The sequence below is a fragment of the Paraburkholderia terricola genome (assembly GCF_003330825.1).
In the GTDB taxonomy this organism is placed as follows: domain Bacteria; phylum Pseudomonadota; class Gammaproteobacteria; order Burkholderiales; family Burkholderiaceae; genus Paraburkholderia; species Paraburkholderia terricola.
The window spans coordinates 2,523,116-2,539,159 of the sequence record NZ_CP024942.1 but is presented as its reverse complement, the minus strand read 5'-3'; the positions used below and the strand labels follow the sequence as shown (position 1 = coordinate 2,539,159).

Annotated in this window: 11 protein-coding genes; 5 read left to right on the top strand and 6 right to left on the bottom strand. The window is 66.7% G+C overall.

The window, feature by feature from the left end; translation table 11 throughout:
* Position 1 precedes the first annotated feature (1 nt).
* Complete coding sequence (locus CUJ90_RS30020) at positions 2–436, top strand: GNAT family N-acetyltransferase (RefSeq protein ID WP_073429946.1); 435 nt, start codon at positions 2–4, stop codon at positions 434–436.
* A gap of 33 nt (positions 437–469) precedes the next feature.
* Here the strand turns inward: CUJ90_RS30020 and CUJ90_RS30015 are convergent, their stop codons facing one another.
* The 4 genes from CUJ90_RS30015 to CUJ90_RS30000 form a co-directional block, all read right to left on the bottom strand.
* Positions 470–1,348: a 2OG-Fe(II) oxygenase gene (locus CUJ90_RS30015; protein ID WP_073429947.1), complete on the bottom strand. Its 879-nt coding sequence runs from the start codon at positions 1,346–1,348 to the stop codon at positions 470–472.
* A gap of 94 nt (positions 1,349–1,442) precedes the next feature.
* Complete coding sequence (locus CUJ90_RS30010; RefSeq protein WP_073430014.1) at positions 1,443–1,922, bottom strand: nuclear transport factor 2 family protein; 480 nt, start codon at positions 1,920–1,922, stop codon at positions 1,443–1,445.
* 77 nt (positions 1,923–1,999) lie between these two features.
* Positions 2,000–3,202 carry a CpaE/TadZ family protein gene (locus tag CUJ90_RS30005; protein ID WP_073429948.1) on the bottom strand — a complete coding sequence of 401 codons (1,203 nt, stop codon included), beginning with the start codon at positions 3,200–3,202 and terminating at the stop codon, positions 2,000–2,002.
* A gap of 71 nt (positions 3,203–3,273) precedes the next feature.
* On the bottom strand, positions 3,274–3,561 hold the full coding sequence (locus tag CUJ90_RS30000) for a hypothetical protein (RefSeq protein WP_073429949.1): 288 nt from the start codon (positions 3,559–3,561) through the stop codon (positions 3,274–3,276).
* A gap of 1,368 nt (positions 3,562–4,929) precedes the next feature.
* On the opposite strand from CUJ90_RS30000, the gene CUJ90_RS29995 reads away from it, so the two are divergent.
* From CUJ90_RS29995 to CUJ90_RS29975, 4 genes are all read left to right on the top strand, one after another.
* Positions 4,930–6,366 (top strand): sigma-54 dependent transcriptional regulator, encoded by a 1,437-nt coding sequence (locus tag CUJ90_RS29995; protein ID WP_073429950.1) that lies wholly within the window; start codon positions 4,930–4,932, stop codon positions 6,364–6,366.
* Positions 6,367–6,747: 381 nt separating this feature from the next.
* A complete protein-coding gene (locus CUJ90_RS29985) occupies positions 6,748–8,439 on the top strand; it encodes an MFS transporter (protein ID WP_073429951.1) in 1,692 nt (563 codons plus the stop codon).
* A gap of 199 nt (positions 8,440–8,638) precedes the next feature.
* On the top strand, positions 8,639–8,986 hold the full coding sequence (locus tag CUJ90_RS29980) for an NIPSNAP family protein (protein ID WP_083086365.1): 348 nt from the start codon (positions 8,639–8,641) through the stop codon (positions 8,984–8,986).
* A gap of 241 nt (positions 8,987–9,227) precedes the next feature.
* Positions 9,228–11,894, top strand: coding sequence for a mechanosensitive ion channel family protein (locus tag CUJ90_RS29975; RefSeq protein ID WP_073429953.1), 2,667 nt, complete (start codon positions 9,228–9,230; stop codon positions 11,892–11,894).
* 76 nt (positions 11,895–11,970) lie between these two features.
* Here the strand turns inward: CUJ90_RS29975 and CUJ90_RS29970 are convergent, their stop codons facing one another.
* Both CUJ90_RS29970 and CUJ90_RS29965 read right to left on the bottom strand, forming a co-directional pair.
* Positions 11,971–14,235, bottom strand: a complete 2,265-nt coding sequence (locus tag CUJ90_RS29970; protein WP_083086363.1) for an ATP-dependent DNA helicase — start codon at positions 14,233–14,235, stop codon at positions 11,971–11,973.
* Positions 14,232–15,989: a VRR-NUC domain-containing protein gene (locus CUJ90_RS29965; RefSeq protein WP_114164498.1), complete on the bottom strand. Its 1,758-nt coding sequence runs from the start codon at positions 15,987–15,989 to the stop codon at positions 14,232–14,234. Before CUJ90_RS29965 ends, CUJ90_RS29970 begins: the two co-directional genes overlap by 4 nt.
* Between the last annotated feature and the right edge of the window lie 55 nt (positions 15,990–16,044).

Genomic DNA, 16,044 nt, shown 5'->3' with positions numbered 1-16,044 from the left:
CGTGCAAGCAGCCGAACTAACGATTTCGAGCGACAAGGCCGACCTCGACATCGAGATGATCCATGCATTCCTGTCACGGCAAACAGCGTGGGCGCAGGGCATGCCGCGCGACACGCTGGAGCGTGCGATCGCGGGCTCGCTATGTTTCGGCGGCTATGTCGGCGGCAGGCAGATCGCCTTCGCGCGCCTGATCACCGACGAGGCGACGTTCGCCTACCTGTGCGACGTTTTCGTGCTGCCGGACTATCGCGGCAAGGGCTATGCGTCGGCGTTGATGAAGCACGTTTTCGCCAGCCCATCGCTCACGGGTCTACGCAGAATCGTGCTGGTGACGACCGACGCACATCATGTGTACAGGCCGCACGGCTTCCGTGAACTGGCGAACCCCGAGCGTTATATGGAGTTGCACGATCCCGACGTCTACAAGACGGCATAACCGCATGCAGCGCCGCGCAATGTAGAAAAAAGATCAGCCATAAGCACGCTCGCGCATCCACTTCGTCATGATCCATTTTTCGCCGCTGAGCACCGGCGCGCCGCCGTGCAAGGTCAGCGGGTCGAGTTGACGCGAGCCGTTCATATAGCGGAAATACACCGCGCCGCCCTGCTTCGCCGCGACCGAGAGGCGCGCTTCCGGAAAAATCGTTTCGCCGCCTTCGGGCACGTCGTTCAGATAGATCACCAGCGTCGCCACGCGCTGTCCGCCCTGCGCGGTATGCACCGCGCTGCCGGGTTGATCGGGCGGAAAGTAGTCGAAATGCGGGCGGTATTCGCCGGTCGCGCCGTAGCGCAGAATCTGCAGTCCTTCGCCGTTCTCGACCGGCCAGTTCATCAGGTTCGAAATGCGCCGCTCGATCCGCTCGATGAACGCGTCCTCGCCACGTTGATACCAGATGCCTTCGCTGGTGCGGTTGCGGATCACGTCTTCCCTGCCGGTGGCCGGGTCGACAATCGTCGAACGTTTCAACCGATGCCGCGAGCGCTCGATCATCTCACCGCACTCGTCGGGCGAAAGAACATCCGCGAACACGATCAACTCGGGGCGCTCGCAGCGCATCAGCACGCGGACGTCGCGATCGTGCGCGCGAATCACGTTGCCCCGCGCGACCGGCGACTGATCGTATTGGTAAGCGTGCGGCGCGGCTTTCGTCAGCACGGCCTCGCTCGCGCCGGCGGCCACGTTCGCCGCGTTCGCCGCTTTCCGGCCGAACGCGGCGTGCACGGCGGCACGCGCGGCCTCGTCGGCAAAACCGGCTTGCACCATCGCGTCGATCATCGAGTCCATGCTGCAGCCGCGCGCGACGTTGCTGACCAGCCATTCCTGCCATGCGGCATCGACTACGGGCATTGGAACTCCCATTCGTCCAGATGACGAAAATACTGCATCGACTGGCTGCGGCGTGGCAAGCGCAACACCAGGCGTGGCAAGCCTGGCCGTCGTATCAGGCGCTGCGCTGCCTGCGCCGATACAGATCGAGCCCTCGACGCGCCTGCGTCCTGATCGCCCGTTGGACCAACGGCGACCAGCCGAGCAGCGTGCCTCTGACGCCCATCGCCTGGCGCATCCACGACCACAGATCGAACGTGTCGCGATGCTCGACGATGCGTCCGTCGTGAAACACGAAACGCGCGTCGATCCGGTTGACCACCGGGCGGCCCGTCTGACTGAATACATAACTGGCTGTCCAATGGGCACGACCGTTCGTGTCATCGGCGTCGACGCCCTCGAAGGTCAGCGAGAAATCCTGTGCGCGCGCAACCAGCAGACGCCACATGTCGCGCACTTCCTCGCCGCGCAACTCGCCGAATGCGGGGTCGCTGAAAACAGCGTCGTCGGCATAGCAGGCGACCATGGTTTCGGCGTCGCGCCGCTGGAAGGCGGTGTAGAAACGCTCGATCAATTCGGTGTTGGGGTGACTCATTTTTGTGTCGAAGAGCATGGTTGCGGGGATCGTATGAACGCATTGTAAGCGCAGGCATTCAACCTGACGCCATGCGTTCAATGCCCCGGCTTGAACCGCCGCGGCAAGCCCGGCGATATCGGAAGCAAACGGCCGAGCACGCCTTTGCGGCGCTCGGCGGCGGCCGGCCACAGCATGTCGGCAAGCAGCCCGATGCCGCGCGCCAGCGCGCTGTCTTTCGCCGACGTCACGAGCGGCACGCCGCGGTTGAGCGCCTCGTTGGCCTGCCGGTCGTCACGCGGAAGCTGATGCGCGACCTTCGCGCCGAGCGTGTGTTCGAGTGTCGGCAGGTTGATCGGCGCGTTCTTGTCGTATTGATTCACCACCACCCGCACCTTGCTGGCCGGATAACCCAGTTCCTTGAAGATGTCGAGCATGCGTCGGCCGCCGTGCAGGTAGAGCAGATTCTGCCGCACCACCATGCAGATCGCATCGCTCGCGTCGAGTGCGCGGATCGTCAGCGGATTGAGGCTTTGCCCGACGTCGATCAGCACCGCGTCGTAACGTTCGCGCACCAGCGCGAGGATGCGCTCCAGTTGCGCGGGCAGCAACTCCGCGGCCTTGAGCGGATCGCCCGCGCCCGCGAGCACGTCGAGGTTCGCGTGCACATGCATCACGCATGATTCGAACAAGGCGGCGTCAAGGAACTCGATCCGCGAGCACAAATCGGCGAGCGTGATGGGCGGCGGTTTGTCGGCCACGAGCAGGCTCGCATCGGCGAACTGCTGGCTCAGGTCGATCAGCAGCACGCGCCGGTTGCCGGGCGCGGCGAGCGAGTAAGCGAGATTCACGGCGATCAGCGTCGTGCCGCTGCCGCCCTTGCTCGATGCAAGCGAGACGACGCGTCCGGCGCGGCGCATATCCATGTTCTTGTTCGCGGCGATCCTGGTGAGCGCGGCGGCGATCTGATGGGCGTCGAGCGGCCACGGCAGCACATGCCGCACGCCGATGCGCGCCGCCACGGCAAGCAAGGCGGCCGGAGGCGCCGGCGTCACCAGCATGCAATGCAAGGTCGGGGTGCAGGCCAGCGCTTCCTCGACGCCGTCCAGTTCGCGCGCGCCCAGATGCACGTCGTCGACGATCAGCAGATCGGCGCTTCTGATCGCGCGGGCGTGCACGCGCAGTTGCCGCGCCGTGCCGTGCGCCGCGCGCAGCCGGTACGGCACGCCGCTTTCGTCGAGGCGCGCGATGATGTGCGGCGCGCGTTCCGTGCTGGACGAAAGCAGAAAGACGTCGATCATGCGGGGTCTCCTCCGGTCTAACGCCGTTCGGTTGACGATGCCACGCCGATCACGATCGACGCGTAAGCACTTCAGTCTTCGAAATCGGATGGCTGAATGCCCGCCTCGCGATCGCGCGTCCATTCGGGCGACGCCGGCATCTCGAACATCGCGTCGCGCAGCGCCTCGCGCTGAATCTCCGCCTGAGCCTTGCGCTTGAGCGCGTCGGCGATCACGAGCGTCTGCAGATCGATCGAAGGCGTGGCGAACAGCGCGCGTGGCGGCGCCACATGCCGTTGATAGCGGACATCAGCGGTACGCACCGTGGCTTGACGGTCCAACGACGATGCGATGGTCGGCTTGCTGGTCAGTCTGTTCATGACAACCCCCAATGTGTTGCCCCCTTCCCGGGGCCGTTTGCGGGTGGACCGTGCTCGCGCAAATGCGCGGCACGGCGCCCGGTTCAGCTCGTAACACGCGCCTCTCTATGAAGGCTCCTGGCCCGTTCTCCCCGCTTCCTCGCGCCGGCTGGTCCTGGCCGAGCGCTGCCCCTTCCCTGTTCCATGCATCGATCGCGAACCGCATGAGCGCGATGCCTGTCGTTATTGTTTCAACTGCGGCTTCAACTACGGCTTCAACGTCGGCTGCAACTTCGGTTCCATCCAGTCGGACGAAAAAAGTGGCGGGGCCGCGTTCACGTTGTCCGTTCGCGAACGACCGATATCTGTATATCGGCAGTTCGCCCCGCTTTATTGACATCCGTTTTTCAATGGCCCCGCCGCACCCTCGCAAAACGCACTGGCTTCCCCGGCCGCGCTTGCGAAGTCTTTATTTGCCGCCGGTCTGCTCCAACCGCTGCTTCCCCGTGCGTCACATCGGGCGGCAATGCTTTCGCTGTGAATCGCTTAGTGCAACGCCCATGCCATGCGGGTCGAAAGCCTTGTCGCACGGCGATCCGCACCGCGGCGCAGACGGCCGGGCCGCCCCTTCCGGCCGCCGTTGATTCGTATTCGACACACGATTGAGTCCTCCGTCGAAGCGTTGCGCATGAACCTGGCACGCCAGGGTCTCCGGCGGCGGCGCGCCAGCCCGCTTGCAGCAGACCTGGACCGCAAGCGTCGGTCATTCGTGCCGATGCGGGTGGGCATTCAACGCTAGCGGAGCAGGCGGCCCGATATGTCGCACGCTTGAGACACGGCGCATGGCTGGACGCCAGGTCGGTTTCGCCATGCCGCAAGGCGACCTGCCGCGATGTGTGCGATAGCGCTCATAACGAATTTGGCCGGCTATCGTCGAGCGGCGCCACAGACAACATCGGCGCGAAAAATCCTTTCTGAATCCCTATTTGTTTGTATGGCATTCGAATGATCTTTCGCTTATGGTTAAGTCACGCGCCGCCTAGAGCGCCTGTATCAGATCAACGAGGTCAACGAGGTCAAGAATCGGTTGTAGTGATTCGGGGATGAAAACGCCGGGCAGGAGCCAGCACGACCGCTGTTCCGCTGTCCGCCCGACGCGTAGCACCTCGCGGCTCATGCCGCACGCATCACGCCCCCGCCATTGCCGCTACCGTGAATCCGTCACCGCCGGGCTGCCCGCAACCGGGCTCGATCGCCGTGACGAAAATCCATGCCCGGGTCCGTTCACGCGGAAGCGGGCTAGCTTGGTTGGCCGAGGATCGGCGCGCTTGCCGGCCTGGCGAGTAGGCCGAACTGCAGTGCTGAGAGCAGCATCGAACCGGGGGTAACATGAACACGACTGGCACACCTGTCGACACCGAACGCACCGTTCTCTATGTGTCGAGCTTGCCCGATCAAAAACTCGCGGACTTCCTCGCCGCGTCCGGCTGGCATGCCGTGCACGCCAAGACCGCGGCCGCCGCCGAGCGCATGATCGAACGCGGCAACATCAAGGTCGGCCTCGTCGAATTACCCGGCAACTGCACATCCCAGCATCTGTCCGCGCTCGCGTCATGCATGCGCCGCGTCGAAACCAACTGGGTCGCCCAGATCGCGCCGGGGCAGGCCGACAATGAACTGGTCGGCCGCTTCATCCTCGACTATTGCTTCGATTTCGTCACGCGGCCCTGGCTGAACGAGCGGCTCGTGTTCGCGCTCGGCCACGCGCATGGGCTGTCGAACTTGCGGCATGTGGAGGTCGCGCCGGAGCCGTCGCTCGGCCGGCACGGCATGGTCGGACAATGCGAGGCAATGCAGCAGTTGTACCGCCGCATCGACAAGTGCGCGGTGACCGAGGCGCCGGTGTTCGTCGCCGGCGAGTCCGGCACCGGCAAGGAACTGACCGCGCGGGCCATTCACGACCGCTCGCCGCGCGCGGGCCGCCCGTTCGTCGCGATCAATTGCGCGGCGATTCCGCCTAGCCTGCTGCAAGCGGAACTGTTCGGCCACGAACGCGGCGCCTTCACCGGCGCGCTTCAGCGCAAGATCGGCCGGATCGAGAGCGCGCACGAAGGCACGCTCTTTCTCGATGAAATCGGCGACATGCCGCACGAGTGCCAGGCGGTGCTGCTGCGCTTCCTGCAGGAAGGCACCATCGAGAGGCTGGGCGGCAACGCCGTGATCAACGTCGATGCTCGGGTCATTTCGGCGACCCACGTCGACCTGGACAAAGCGGTCGAGGACGGCCGGTTCCGCTCCGACCTGTATCACCGCCTGTGCGTGCTGCGCCTCGTGGAGCCGCCGTTGCGCGAGCGTGGCGGCGACATCAAGCTGCTCGCCAACTATGCGCTCAGCATGTACAAGCAGGACGGCGCGCGCAAACTGCGCGGGCTGTCGAGCGACGCGATCGTCGCGATGTCGAACTATCCGTGGCCGGGCAACGTGCGCGAGCTGATCAATTGCGTGCGCCGCGCCGTCGTGATGAGCGAGGGGCGCTTCATTACCGCGGGCGACCTCGGCTTGCCCGAGGCCGACAACGCGCCCGCCGTGACGCTGGCCGAAATCCGCAGCAAAGCCGAAAAAGATGCGATCGAGCATGCCTTGCAGCGGCACGGCTACAAGTTGTCCGAGGCCGCCGCCGAACTGGGCATTTCACGGGCAACGCTGTATCGGCTGATGCATGCGAACCGGCTGCATCAGGAACCGGCGGCCTCGCGCGCGTTGAACGGCAGCGGCGGCACAGGCGCCGACGACGAGGCCGAGCGGCGGGCGCATTCGCTCGCTTGAACTCGGAGCGCCGCGCGCCTGAACTGGTTTTGTGGGGGATGTGGGACCCGTCACGGCGTGAGCTGGCTTGCCGGGGTTGCGGTTGCGGTTGCGAGTTGCGAGTTGCGAGCTGCGAGTTGCGAGCTGCGAGTTGCGGTTGCCGGTTGCCGGTTGCCGGTTGCCGGTTGCCGGTTGCCGGTTGCCGGTTGCCGGTTGCCGGTTGCCGTTGCCGGTTGCCGTTGCCGGTTGCCGGTTGCCGTTGCCGTTGCCGATTGCGGCTTCCCGTTGCGGTTGCCGGTTGCCGGGTTGCCCGGCCTTTCCCGACCACGCAGGCCTCGCGCGCCTATCGGATCCCTCCTGGCGTTGCTATGCTGAAAGCCGTTCATCCAGACGGGAGCGGACTTGGCCGATCAGCACATCGCGGCGCGCGCGCACCGCCACTCCTCCGCCCATCCCGCTCAGGCCAGTCCGTGCGATGCCCTCGTGATCCGCGCGCAGCCCGCGGGCTCCGGCCGCCCAAGCCGGCGCAAGAAGCTCGCGCTGGCCGCGACCATCCTCGGCTCCAGCATGGCGTTCATCGACGGCTCGGTGGTCAACGTCGCATTACCTTCGATTCAGACCGAACTGCACGCCAGCGTCGCGGCGATCCAGTGGGTCGTCAACGCGTATCTCCTGTTTCTCGGCGCGCTGGTGCTGGTGGGCGGCTCGCTCGGCGACAAGCTCGGCCGGCGCACCGTGTTCGTCGCCGGGATCAGCCTCTTCACGCTGGCGTCGATCGGCTGCGGACTCGCGCCGGGCGCCGGCTCGCTGATCGCGGCGCGCGCGGTGCAAGGCATCGGCGCGGCGCTGCTGGTGCCGAGCAGCCTCGCCATCATCGGCGCGGTGTTCGACGACGCGGAGCGCGGCCGGGCGATCGGCACATGGGCGGGCGTCGGCTCGATCACGTCGGCGCTCGGGCCGGTGGCGGGCGGCTGGCTCGTCGACGCGTTCTCGTGGCGCGCCATCTTCTTTCTGAATGTGCCGATCGCCTGCGCGACCGTCGCACTGGCGCTTGTCGCCGTGCCCGACAGCCGCCAGGAGGACGACGGCCAAACCCGCGCGCACGGGCGACGTATCGGCGAAACGCCGCCGCGGCTCGACTGGCCGGGCGCGGTCACGGCAACCGCGGGGCTCGCCGGGCTGACCTACGGACTCACCCTCGCGTCGACGCGCGGCTTCGGCGACGGCTGGGTGCTGGCGTCGATCCTTGGCGGCGTGCTGGTGCTGGCCGGCTTCGTCGCGCTCGAAGCCAACAGCCGCAATCCGATGGTGCCGCTCGACGTGTTCCGTTCACGCGATTTCGTCGGCGCGAATCTCGTCACGCTGCTGCTCTATTTCGGCCTGAGCGGCGCGCTGTTCTTCCTGCCGTTCACGCTGATCCGCGCCGAAGGCTACAGCGCGACCCAGGCGGGCGCGGCATTGCTGCCGGTGCCGGTGACGATCGGCCTGCTGTCGCGCTTCACGGGCGGTCTGACGGGTCGCTACGGGGCGCGCGTCCTGCTGAGCGTCGGCCCGATGATCGCCGCACTCGGTTTCGCGATGTTCGCGCTGCCCTGGATGCGCGACGGATACTGGCGCGGCCTGTTTCCGGCGCTCGCCGTACTGGGGCTCGGCATGACGATCACCGTCGCGCCGTTGACGACCACGGTGATGACGTCGGTGTCCGCCGCGCGTACCGGCGTCGCGTCGGGCATCAATAACGCGGTAGCGCGGGTGGCGAGCCTGCTGGCGATCGCAGTGCTGGGCATCGTGTTCGTGTGGTCGCACGATGCCGCGCTCGGGACGCGGCTCGATGAATTGCATGCGCCGCGAGACGTCCGCGAGGCGGCACGGCTCACGCAGATCGGCATGGCCGCGCCGCCGACGGCCCGCGCAACGGCTGCGCCGAACGCCGCCATGCGGGCCGAGGTGACGCGCGCTCAAGCCGATGCGCTCGCGGCGGCGTTGCAGGCGGTTGCGCTGGTATCGGCGGTGTGCGCGTTGGCCGGCGCGGCGCTGGCGGTGTGGACGATCCGCAAGACGAGCGGCAAAGCGGCCGCGCCGCATGCGCGCTGAAGCGCGAGCATCGAGACGCGGCGCTGTTTGTGTTGCGTGGTGCGTGGTGCGTGGTGCGGGCAGCGAGCAACGATCAACGCACCACGCCAGCCCACACTTCAGAAAGCAGTGAAACGTCACGCTCGATGAGTCGCCATACTGGCGTACCGGTGCCCGTTCAGGCCACTTCCACCCACCCTCACTCGACCAGGGTTTTCACATGACGCTGACCTGTTTCATCCGCTATCAGATCGATCCATTCCAGCGCGATGCCTTCGACGAATACGCGCGCAACTGGGGGCGCATTATTCCGCGCTGCGGCGGTCATCTGATCGGCTATTTCCTGCCGCACGAAGGCACCAACGACATCGCCTGGGGCCTGGTCGCATTCGACAGCCTCGCGGCCTACGAGACCTATCGCGCAAGGCTGCGAACCGACGACGAAGCACGCGAGAATTTCAGGTTCGCACAGACCAGGCGTTTCATCTTGCGCGAGGAGCGGACTTTCACCGAGGTGGTGGAGGGCACGCTCGGCGTGGCGCCGGTTCGCGAGGCCGGGGCGGCCTAAGCACGCGCGGCGGGGACGCGCGTGCGCCGCGCATCCCAGGCGCATTCGCGCCAGTGCGGTTTGACAGGCAAGCTTTCTGCTACCGGTGCTTGCGCTCGACAGGCCGGCAGAACGGCGGGACCCAGGACGTCCCATCGAGGAACTTGTACGACCAAAAAGGTGTCGGTTCATCATCACCCCGCCGAACCGGTCCTCGTGTCGCGGCACCGCCGCCCGCACCTTGCCTCCCGCCTTGCACCCTATGCGCAAACTACTTCACGTCTGGTTTTTCATTGTTCTGGTCGTCGGCGCTTCGCCGGCCGTCGCCGCGCTGGTGCAAGCCGCGCCCGCCTCCGAGGCCTCCGGCGCGGCGGTCACGCTGACGCCCGAGCAGGCCCGCCAGGCCCTCGCCGTCCTCAACGATCCCAAACGCCGCGCGCAGGTCGCCGATACGCTGCAAGCCATCGCCGCAGCCGGCGCCCTGAGCGCACCGCCCGCCGCCGCGGCGGGGGCATCGGGCGCCTCCGCGCCGGCTGCGGCAAGCGGTGCCGCCGCCCTTGTTCCAGCCGCCTTCAAGTCCAATGGACTGGCCTCGCAACTGGCCCGTCAAGGCGCGCATTGGGCGGTCCACCTTGGCGCCTCGCTGCGCAGTTCGGTCGCGGCGCTGCTCGACGTCGCCTCGGTGCGCGCCTGGTGGAACTGGCAATCGACCAGCTCGCAGGCGCGCAGCACGCTGGTTCACGTCGCGTGGTCGCTGCTTGCCGCGCTGGTGCCCGCGCTCGTGCTGGAATGGCTCGCGCGGCGGCTGTTGCGGCGCACCTATCGGGCGATCGCCGCGCGCCGCGAACAGAGCGATCAGGACGACGCGCCGCAAGCCGACCTGCCCGTCGATGTCAGGCCGCAGCCCGCCGATGCGCCGAACGCCGCGCCGCCGCTGCCCGCTTCGTCCGCGTCGGAAGCTGAGACCGAGGCCCGGATAAAAGCAGAAGCGATGAAGGCCGGCGCATCCCCCGCCGCTTCGCCCAGGGACGATGCCATCCAGGCCAAAGGCAAACAGAAGGCGGTGCATCACTGGACGCTCCTGCAGCGCCTGCCGCGCGCGCTGTTGAGCATGGCGCTGCGGCTGGTGCCGCTCGCGGTGTTCGTCGGCGCGGCGAGCGCGCTGATGTCGATCCTGATCGACGACGGCTCGCCGCAAGACCGCGCACTCGAGCCGCTGATCGACATCTACGTGCTGTGCCGCGTGGTCGTGATCGTCAGCGGCTCCTTTCTGCAACCGGCCGCGCCGCGCTTGCGCCTGTTGCGCATGAGCGACGCGTGGGCCGCCTTCATGCACCGCTGGATCGTGCGGATCGTCAGCGTGATCGGCGCGGGTTCGGCGCTCGCGGAGATCGCCCGGTCGCTCGGGTTGAACGATGCGGCGCATCTCGCGCTGATGAAAGTGGTCGCGCTCGCCGGCCACATCCTGATCTCGATCCTGATCCTGCAATGCGCGAAGCCGGTCGGCGAACTGATCCGCCAGCGCTTCGCCGCGCGCGAATCGCTGCGGATGTTCGGCAATGCCCTCGCGGATGCGTGGGCGTGGCTCGCGGTATTCGTCGTGATGGCGCTGTGGTTCATCTGGGCGCTCGACGTGCGGAACGGCTATCAAACGCTGCTGCATCTGGGCGGCCTGTCGCTGGCCGTGCTGGTGGGTGCGCGGGTCGTGTCGATCGTGATCTTCGGCGGGCTGGCCCGCTTCTTCGATGCGCAGGACGACGCGGAGAAGTCGCTCGTGCATCGGCACGCGTATCGCTACTACCCGCTGATGCGGCGCATCGTCTCGTGGATCGTCGGCGTGGCCACCGTGCTGGCGCTGTTGCAGGTGTGGGGCGTGGACGTCGGCGATCTGTTCCGCAACGGCACCGTGGGGCATCGGCTCGCCTCGGCGCTCGCCACGATCGGCGTGGCCGCCGTGATCGCGCTGCTGGTGTGGGAAAGCGTCAACGTATCGGTGGAACGGCGGCTGGACCGCTGGACCACCAGCGGCGACCTGGTGCGCGCCGCGCGCCTGCGCACCTTGCTGCCGATGCTGCGCAGCGCGCTGTTCTGCGCGATCGCGCTGGTGGTCGCGCTCACCGGCCTGAGCCAACTCGGCGTGAACATCGGGCCGCTGCTGGCGGGCGCGAGCATCTTCGGCGTGGCGCTCGGTTTCGGCTCGCAAAAACTCGTGCAGGATTTCATCACCGGCATTTTCCTGTTGATGGAAAACGCGATGCAGGTCGGCGACTGGGTCACGCTCGCGGGCGTGTCGGGCACCGTCGAATATCTGTCGATCCGCACGGTGCGGCTACGCGGCGGCGACGGTTCGCTGTACACGGTGCCGTTCAGCTCGGTATCGACGGTCAACAACACCAACCGCGGGCTCGGCAATGCCGCGGTGAAGGTGAACATCGTGTTCGGCCAGGACGTCGATCTGGCGATCGACACGCTCAAGGAAATCGGCGCCGCGTTACGCGAGGACGAAAAATTCAAGGACGGCATTCTGTCGGACTTCAGCTTCTGGGGCGTGGATGCCGTGGACGGCTCGGCGGTGACGCTGGCGGGCCAGATGCAATGCCGCGACAGTGCGCGCTGGGGCGTGCAGCGCGAGTTCAACCGGCGCATCGTCGACCAGTTCAGCGCGCGCGGCATCGTGATCGCGAATCCGCAACGCAATTTGCTGACGTGGGACGCGCGGAGCGCGCCGGCGAGAATCGAGCCGAAGGATGCGCCGGACGACAAGCCATCGAGCAACACACCGAACAAAACGCCGGCTGCCGGCGCTTCGGTGAAAGCGGCCGCCGGGAAGGCCGACGCGCCGGTGGAGGACCAATTGCCGGTGGACCCCAAGCCGGCCGGCGGGCCGGGAACGCCGGGCAATCCGGGGCCGACGTCGCCGCATGAATGACCCGAAGAAGCGCACGAATCGAAACCCGAGGGGTTCGCAGCGCAAGGTTTCGCGTGCGCTGCGACGGCCAAAAACGCTATCCCATCCCCCACCACCGCGGCAACAACCTGCGCACCTCGGCCCGCCGATACCGGTCATCGATCAGATGCACGACGCCGCGATCCTGCTCCGTGCGAATCACCCGCCCTGCCGCCTGCACGACCTTCTGCAAGCCCGGATACAGATACATGTAGTCGTAACCGTTGCCGAACTTCGCTTCCATCGTGCGCCGCATCTGCTCGTTGACCTCGTTGATCTGCGGCAAGCCGAGCGTCGCGATAAACGCGCCGATCAACTGCTGGCCGACCAGATCGACGCCTTCTGAAAACGCGCCGCCGAGTACCGCAAAGCCGACGCCCTGTTGCATCGTGCGAAAACGTGCGAGAAACGCGTCGCGCGCCGCTTCGTCCATGCCCGGTTCCTGCGCCCACACCGGCAACTGCGGATGCCGCTCGCGCATCATCGCGACCACCTGTTGCAGATACTCGAAGCTGCTGAGAAAGCCGAGGTAATTGCCCGGCTGCGCCGCGTACTGCCGTGCGATCAACTCGACGATCGGCACGAGCGAACGCTCGCGGTCGCGCCAGCGCGTCGACACGTTGGCGGCCACGCGCACCTGCAACTGCTCGGCGCGAAACGGCCCGTCCACTTCGAGCCATTGCGTCTGCTCCGGCAGCCCCAGCGTGTCGCGATAGAAATGATGCGGACTGAACGTGCCGGAAAACATCACCGTGGTACGGGCGGCGGCATAACGCGGCGCGAGAAACGGCGCGGGGATCACGTTGCGCACGCATAGCGTGGCGCTGGTCTTGTCGCGTGGAGCGTGGCGATCCGTGGCGAGCGTGATGTCGAAAATCGAATGCGCGCCGAATTGCTCGGCCAGCGCGACGAAATGCATCGCGTCGAAGAAAAAACGCAGCGACGCGTCGTCGATGGAAAGCGGCGCTTCGGCGAGTTGATCGGCGACCGCGCCGATCAGATTCTGCGCGGCCGACAGCAGTTTGCCGGGCACCTCGGCATAGACCTGGTACGTGTCGGTCTGCGCGCGCCTGAGCGCGTTCCACTCGCGTTGCAATCGTTCGAGCGGCTTGCGCAACACGGCCGGCGCGGTCTTGCGCGCGAGCCGGAACGCCGCCTGATCGAGCGACGCGCTATACATTCGCCGGGCGCGCTCGAGCAGATTGTGCGCCTCGTCGACGAGCACGCCGACGCGCCACTGGTTGATCTGCGTGAGCGCGTACAGCATTGCGCTGCCGTCGTAGTAGTAGTTGTAATCGCCGACCACCACGTCGGCCCAGCGCGCCAGTTCCTGCGCCAGATAGTACGGGCAGACGTCGTGAGCGAGCGCCGCTTCGCGCACCGCCGCGCGGTCGAGCCGCGGCCCTGCCAGCGCCGTGCCGCGCGCCGCATCGAGCCGGTCGTAGAAGCCACGCGCAAGCGGACACGAATCGCCGTTGCAAGCCTTGTCGGGATGCTCGCAGGCTTTGTCCCGCGCGACGAGTTCGAGCGTTCGCAGCGGCAAGCGCTCGGCGCCTCGATGCAAGGTCTCGATTGCATCCAGCGCCAGCGCGCGGCCCGGCGTCTTCGCGGTCAGGAAAAAGACGCGGTCGATCTGCTCCGACGCACACGCCTTGAGCAACGGAAAAATCGTCGCGAGCGTCTTGCCGATGCCGGTGGGCGCCTGCGCCATCAGCGGCTTGCCGTCGCGCGCGCAGCGATACACCGACACCGCCAGTTCACGCTGCCCGCTGCGAAACCGCGCATGCGGAAATTGCAATCCGCCGAGCGCGGCGTTGCGCGCCGCGTGATGCGCCTCTTCCTGCACGGCCCAATCGAGAAACCGCTCGCACTGTTCGACGAAGAAAACCTCGAGTTCACGCGCGGTATGCGTTTGCGTCAGCAGCGTTTCCTTCTGAGTGCCTATATCGAAGTACACCAACGCCACCGTCAATTCGCCGAGCCCGCGCGTGCGGCACAGCAAATGACCATAGACGAGCGCTTGCGCCCAATGCAGCGTGCGGTGGTTGGCGGGCATCCGTTCGAGCGCGCCGCGATGGGTCTTGACCTCTTCGAGGCGGTTCGCCGCCGGGTCGTAGCCGTCGGCGCGGCCGCGCACGGTCAGGCCGCGATGCGTGCCCGTCAGCGTGATCTCGCTTTCATAGCCGCTCGCGCGCCGCCCGGCGACCGTCACGTGGCCCGCCATGCCTTCGAGAGACGTGGGCGCGGGCGTAAAGCGCAGATCGAGATCGCCGCGCCTCGCGGTGAATTCGCACATCGCCCGCACGGCGACCACGTAAGTCATGCGGCAGCCTCCGTGCCGGCCGTTGCGCCGGTTTCATTCTGCGCGCCGGCTTCATGGGCCCAACGCACGTCGAGCACGCGCACCGGCATGCCGTGCTGCGCGCAGTACGCGAGCCAGCGAATCTGGTTGTCCTGCAAGCGGTCGCCGGGTCCCTTCACCTCGATCAGTTCATAGCGGCGCTCGGCGGGCCAGAAACGGATCAGGTCCGGCAAACCGGAACGATTACCGCGGATATCGCGCAACAGCCGCTCGAACCATAGCTTCAGATGCGCGGCCGGCAGACAGTCGAGCGCCAACGCGACGAGCTCCGGCGTGAGCAGCCCCCAGAACACGAACGGTGACTGCACGCCCGCCTTGCCATGCAGATGCCGCAGAATCGTTTCGCGATACGCACCGCTCTCCAGTTGCGCGAGGCACGCCGCGAACCGGTCCGCGCGACGCGCATGAAAATCCGGCGCATGCAGATCGGCCGGACCGCGCTGGAACGGGTGAAAAAACGCGCCGGGCAACGCCGCGAACACCGGCTCCCAGCACAACAGGCCGAACAGCGAGTTGATCAGCGCGTTCTCGACGTAATGCACCGGCGCGGCGTCGGAAGTCAGATGATCGCGTGCGACGTATTCGACCGCTTGCGCGGCCGCGGGCCTCGGTAGTACGAGCGTGCTGCGCTCGACCGGCCGCGCGGCCGGCACGCGGTCGACCCGCTCGCCGCGCTTGCGTTGCAAACGCGGCAGCATGCGCGCGACGCGCTGCGCTTCTTCGTCGCTTTCGGGCGCGGCGGCGGCATGCACGGCCAGCGCGAAGGCTTCGTCGAAGCGTTCGTTGCGCTCCAGCACGCGCATGCGCCGATGACGCGCACCAGGCCACGCGCAGACCTCATAAACGGCCAGCGCGGCGGGCCAGTTCTGCTCGCGCTCGCAATGCTGGCCGATGCGAAACAGCAGCTTCGCGCGACGCGTTTCCAGCCAGGGGTTCGAGGTTTCTACCGCGCTGACTGCGGCGACCAGTTCGTCGATCGCTTGCGGCGCCGTCTCGCCGATGAGCAGCCATTCGAGCGCTTCACGGCACGCATGCAGCGCCAGATAGGCGTCGACGTCCGCGCGTTGCTGGAAGGCTCGCGACGAAGGCGCGAACGCGACCTTCTCGTACTGGAACACGCCGAGATCGGCCAGCACGAACTCCGACCAGCTCTGTTGCAGATTGCCGAAAAACATCAGCCGCAGACGCTCGCAAAGCGGCGCAATGGCGACCTGCAGCACGCGGTCGGTCGTCTGGTCGTGCCACATCGACAGCGGTTGCGCCGTGCTCGCGTGTGCTTCGTCGTCTATGTTTTGGTGGAACGGTCGCAGCGCTTCCAGCAGATCCGCTTTGCGCAGGTTTTTCGCGCCGGGCACCCATGCGATGGCATCCGCGAAGATCAGCAGCAACTCGGGGCGCGTGGTGAGCGCAAACAGATCGTCGAGTGTGAGCGGCGGTTCGGTCTCGACCCAGCCGAGCGCCGCCAACGGCGCGGCCGCCTGCAACGGGCAGCCGATCTCTTCATAAGACAGCCGGCTCGCGCGGAAGAGCGTGCCCTTGCGCATCAGCATGCGCACCAGCAACGCGCGCGATGCTTGCGGCAAGGCGGCGAAAGCACGCAGGAATGCCTGCTCGTGCGCATCCAGCAGGTCGTCGTAGCGCTCTGCGAGCCACGCGAGCGCGCGCTCGAAGTTCAGCAGGTAGTAAGGGGGGTTTGAAGGGGCATCTGTTGCCACGGGCTTTCACGGAACCTGTATGTTTATACAGTGATCATAGCAAAGTCCGTGGCGG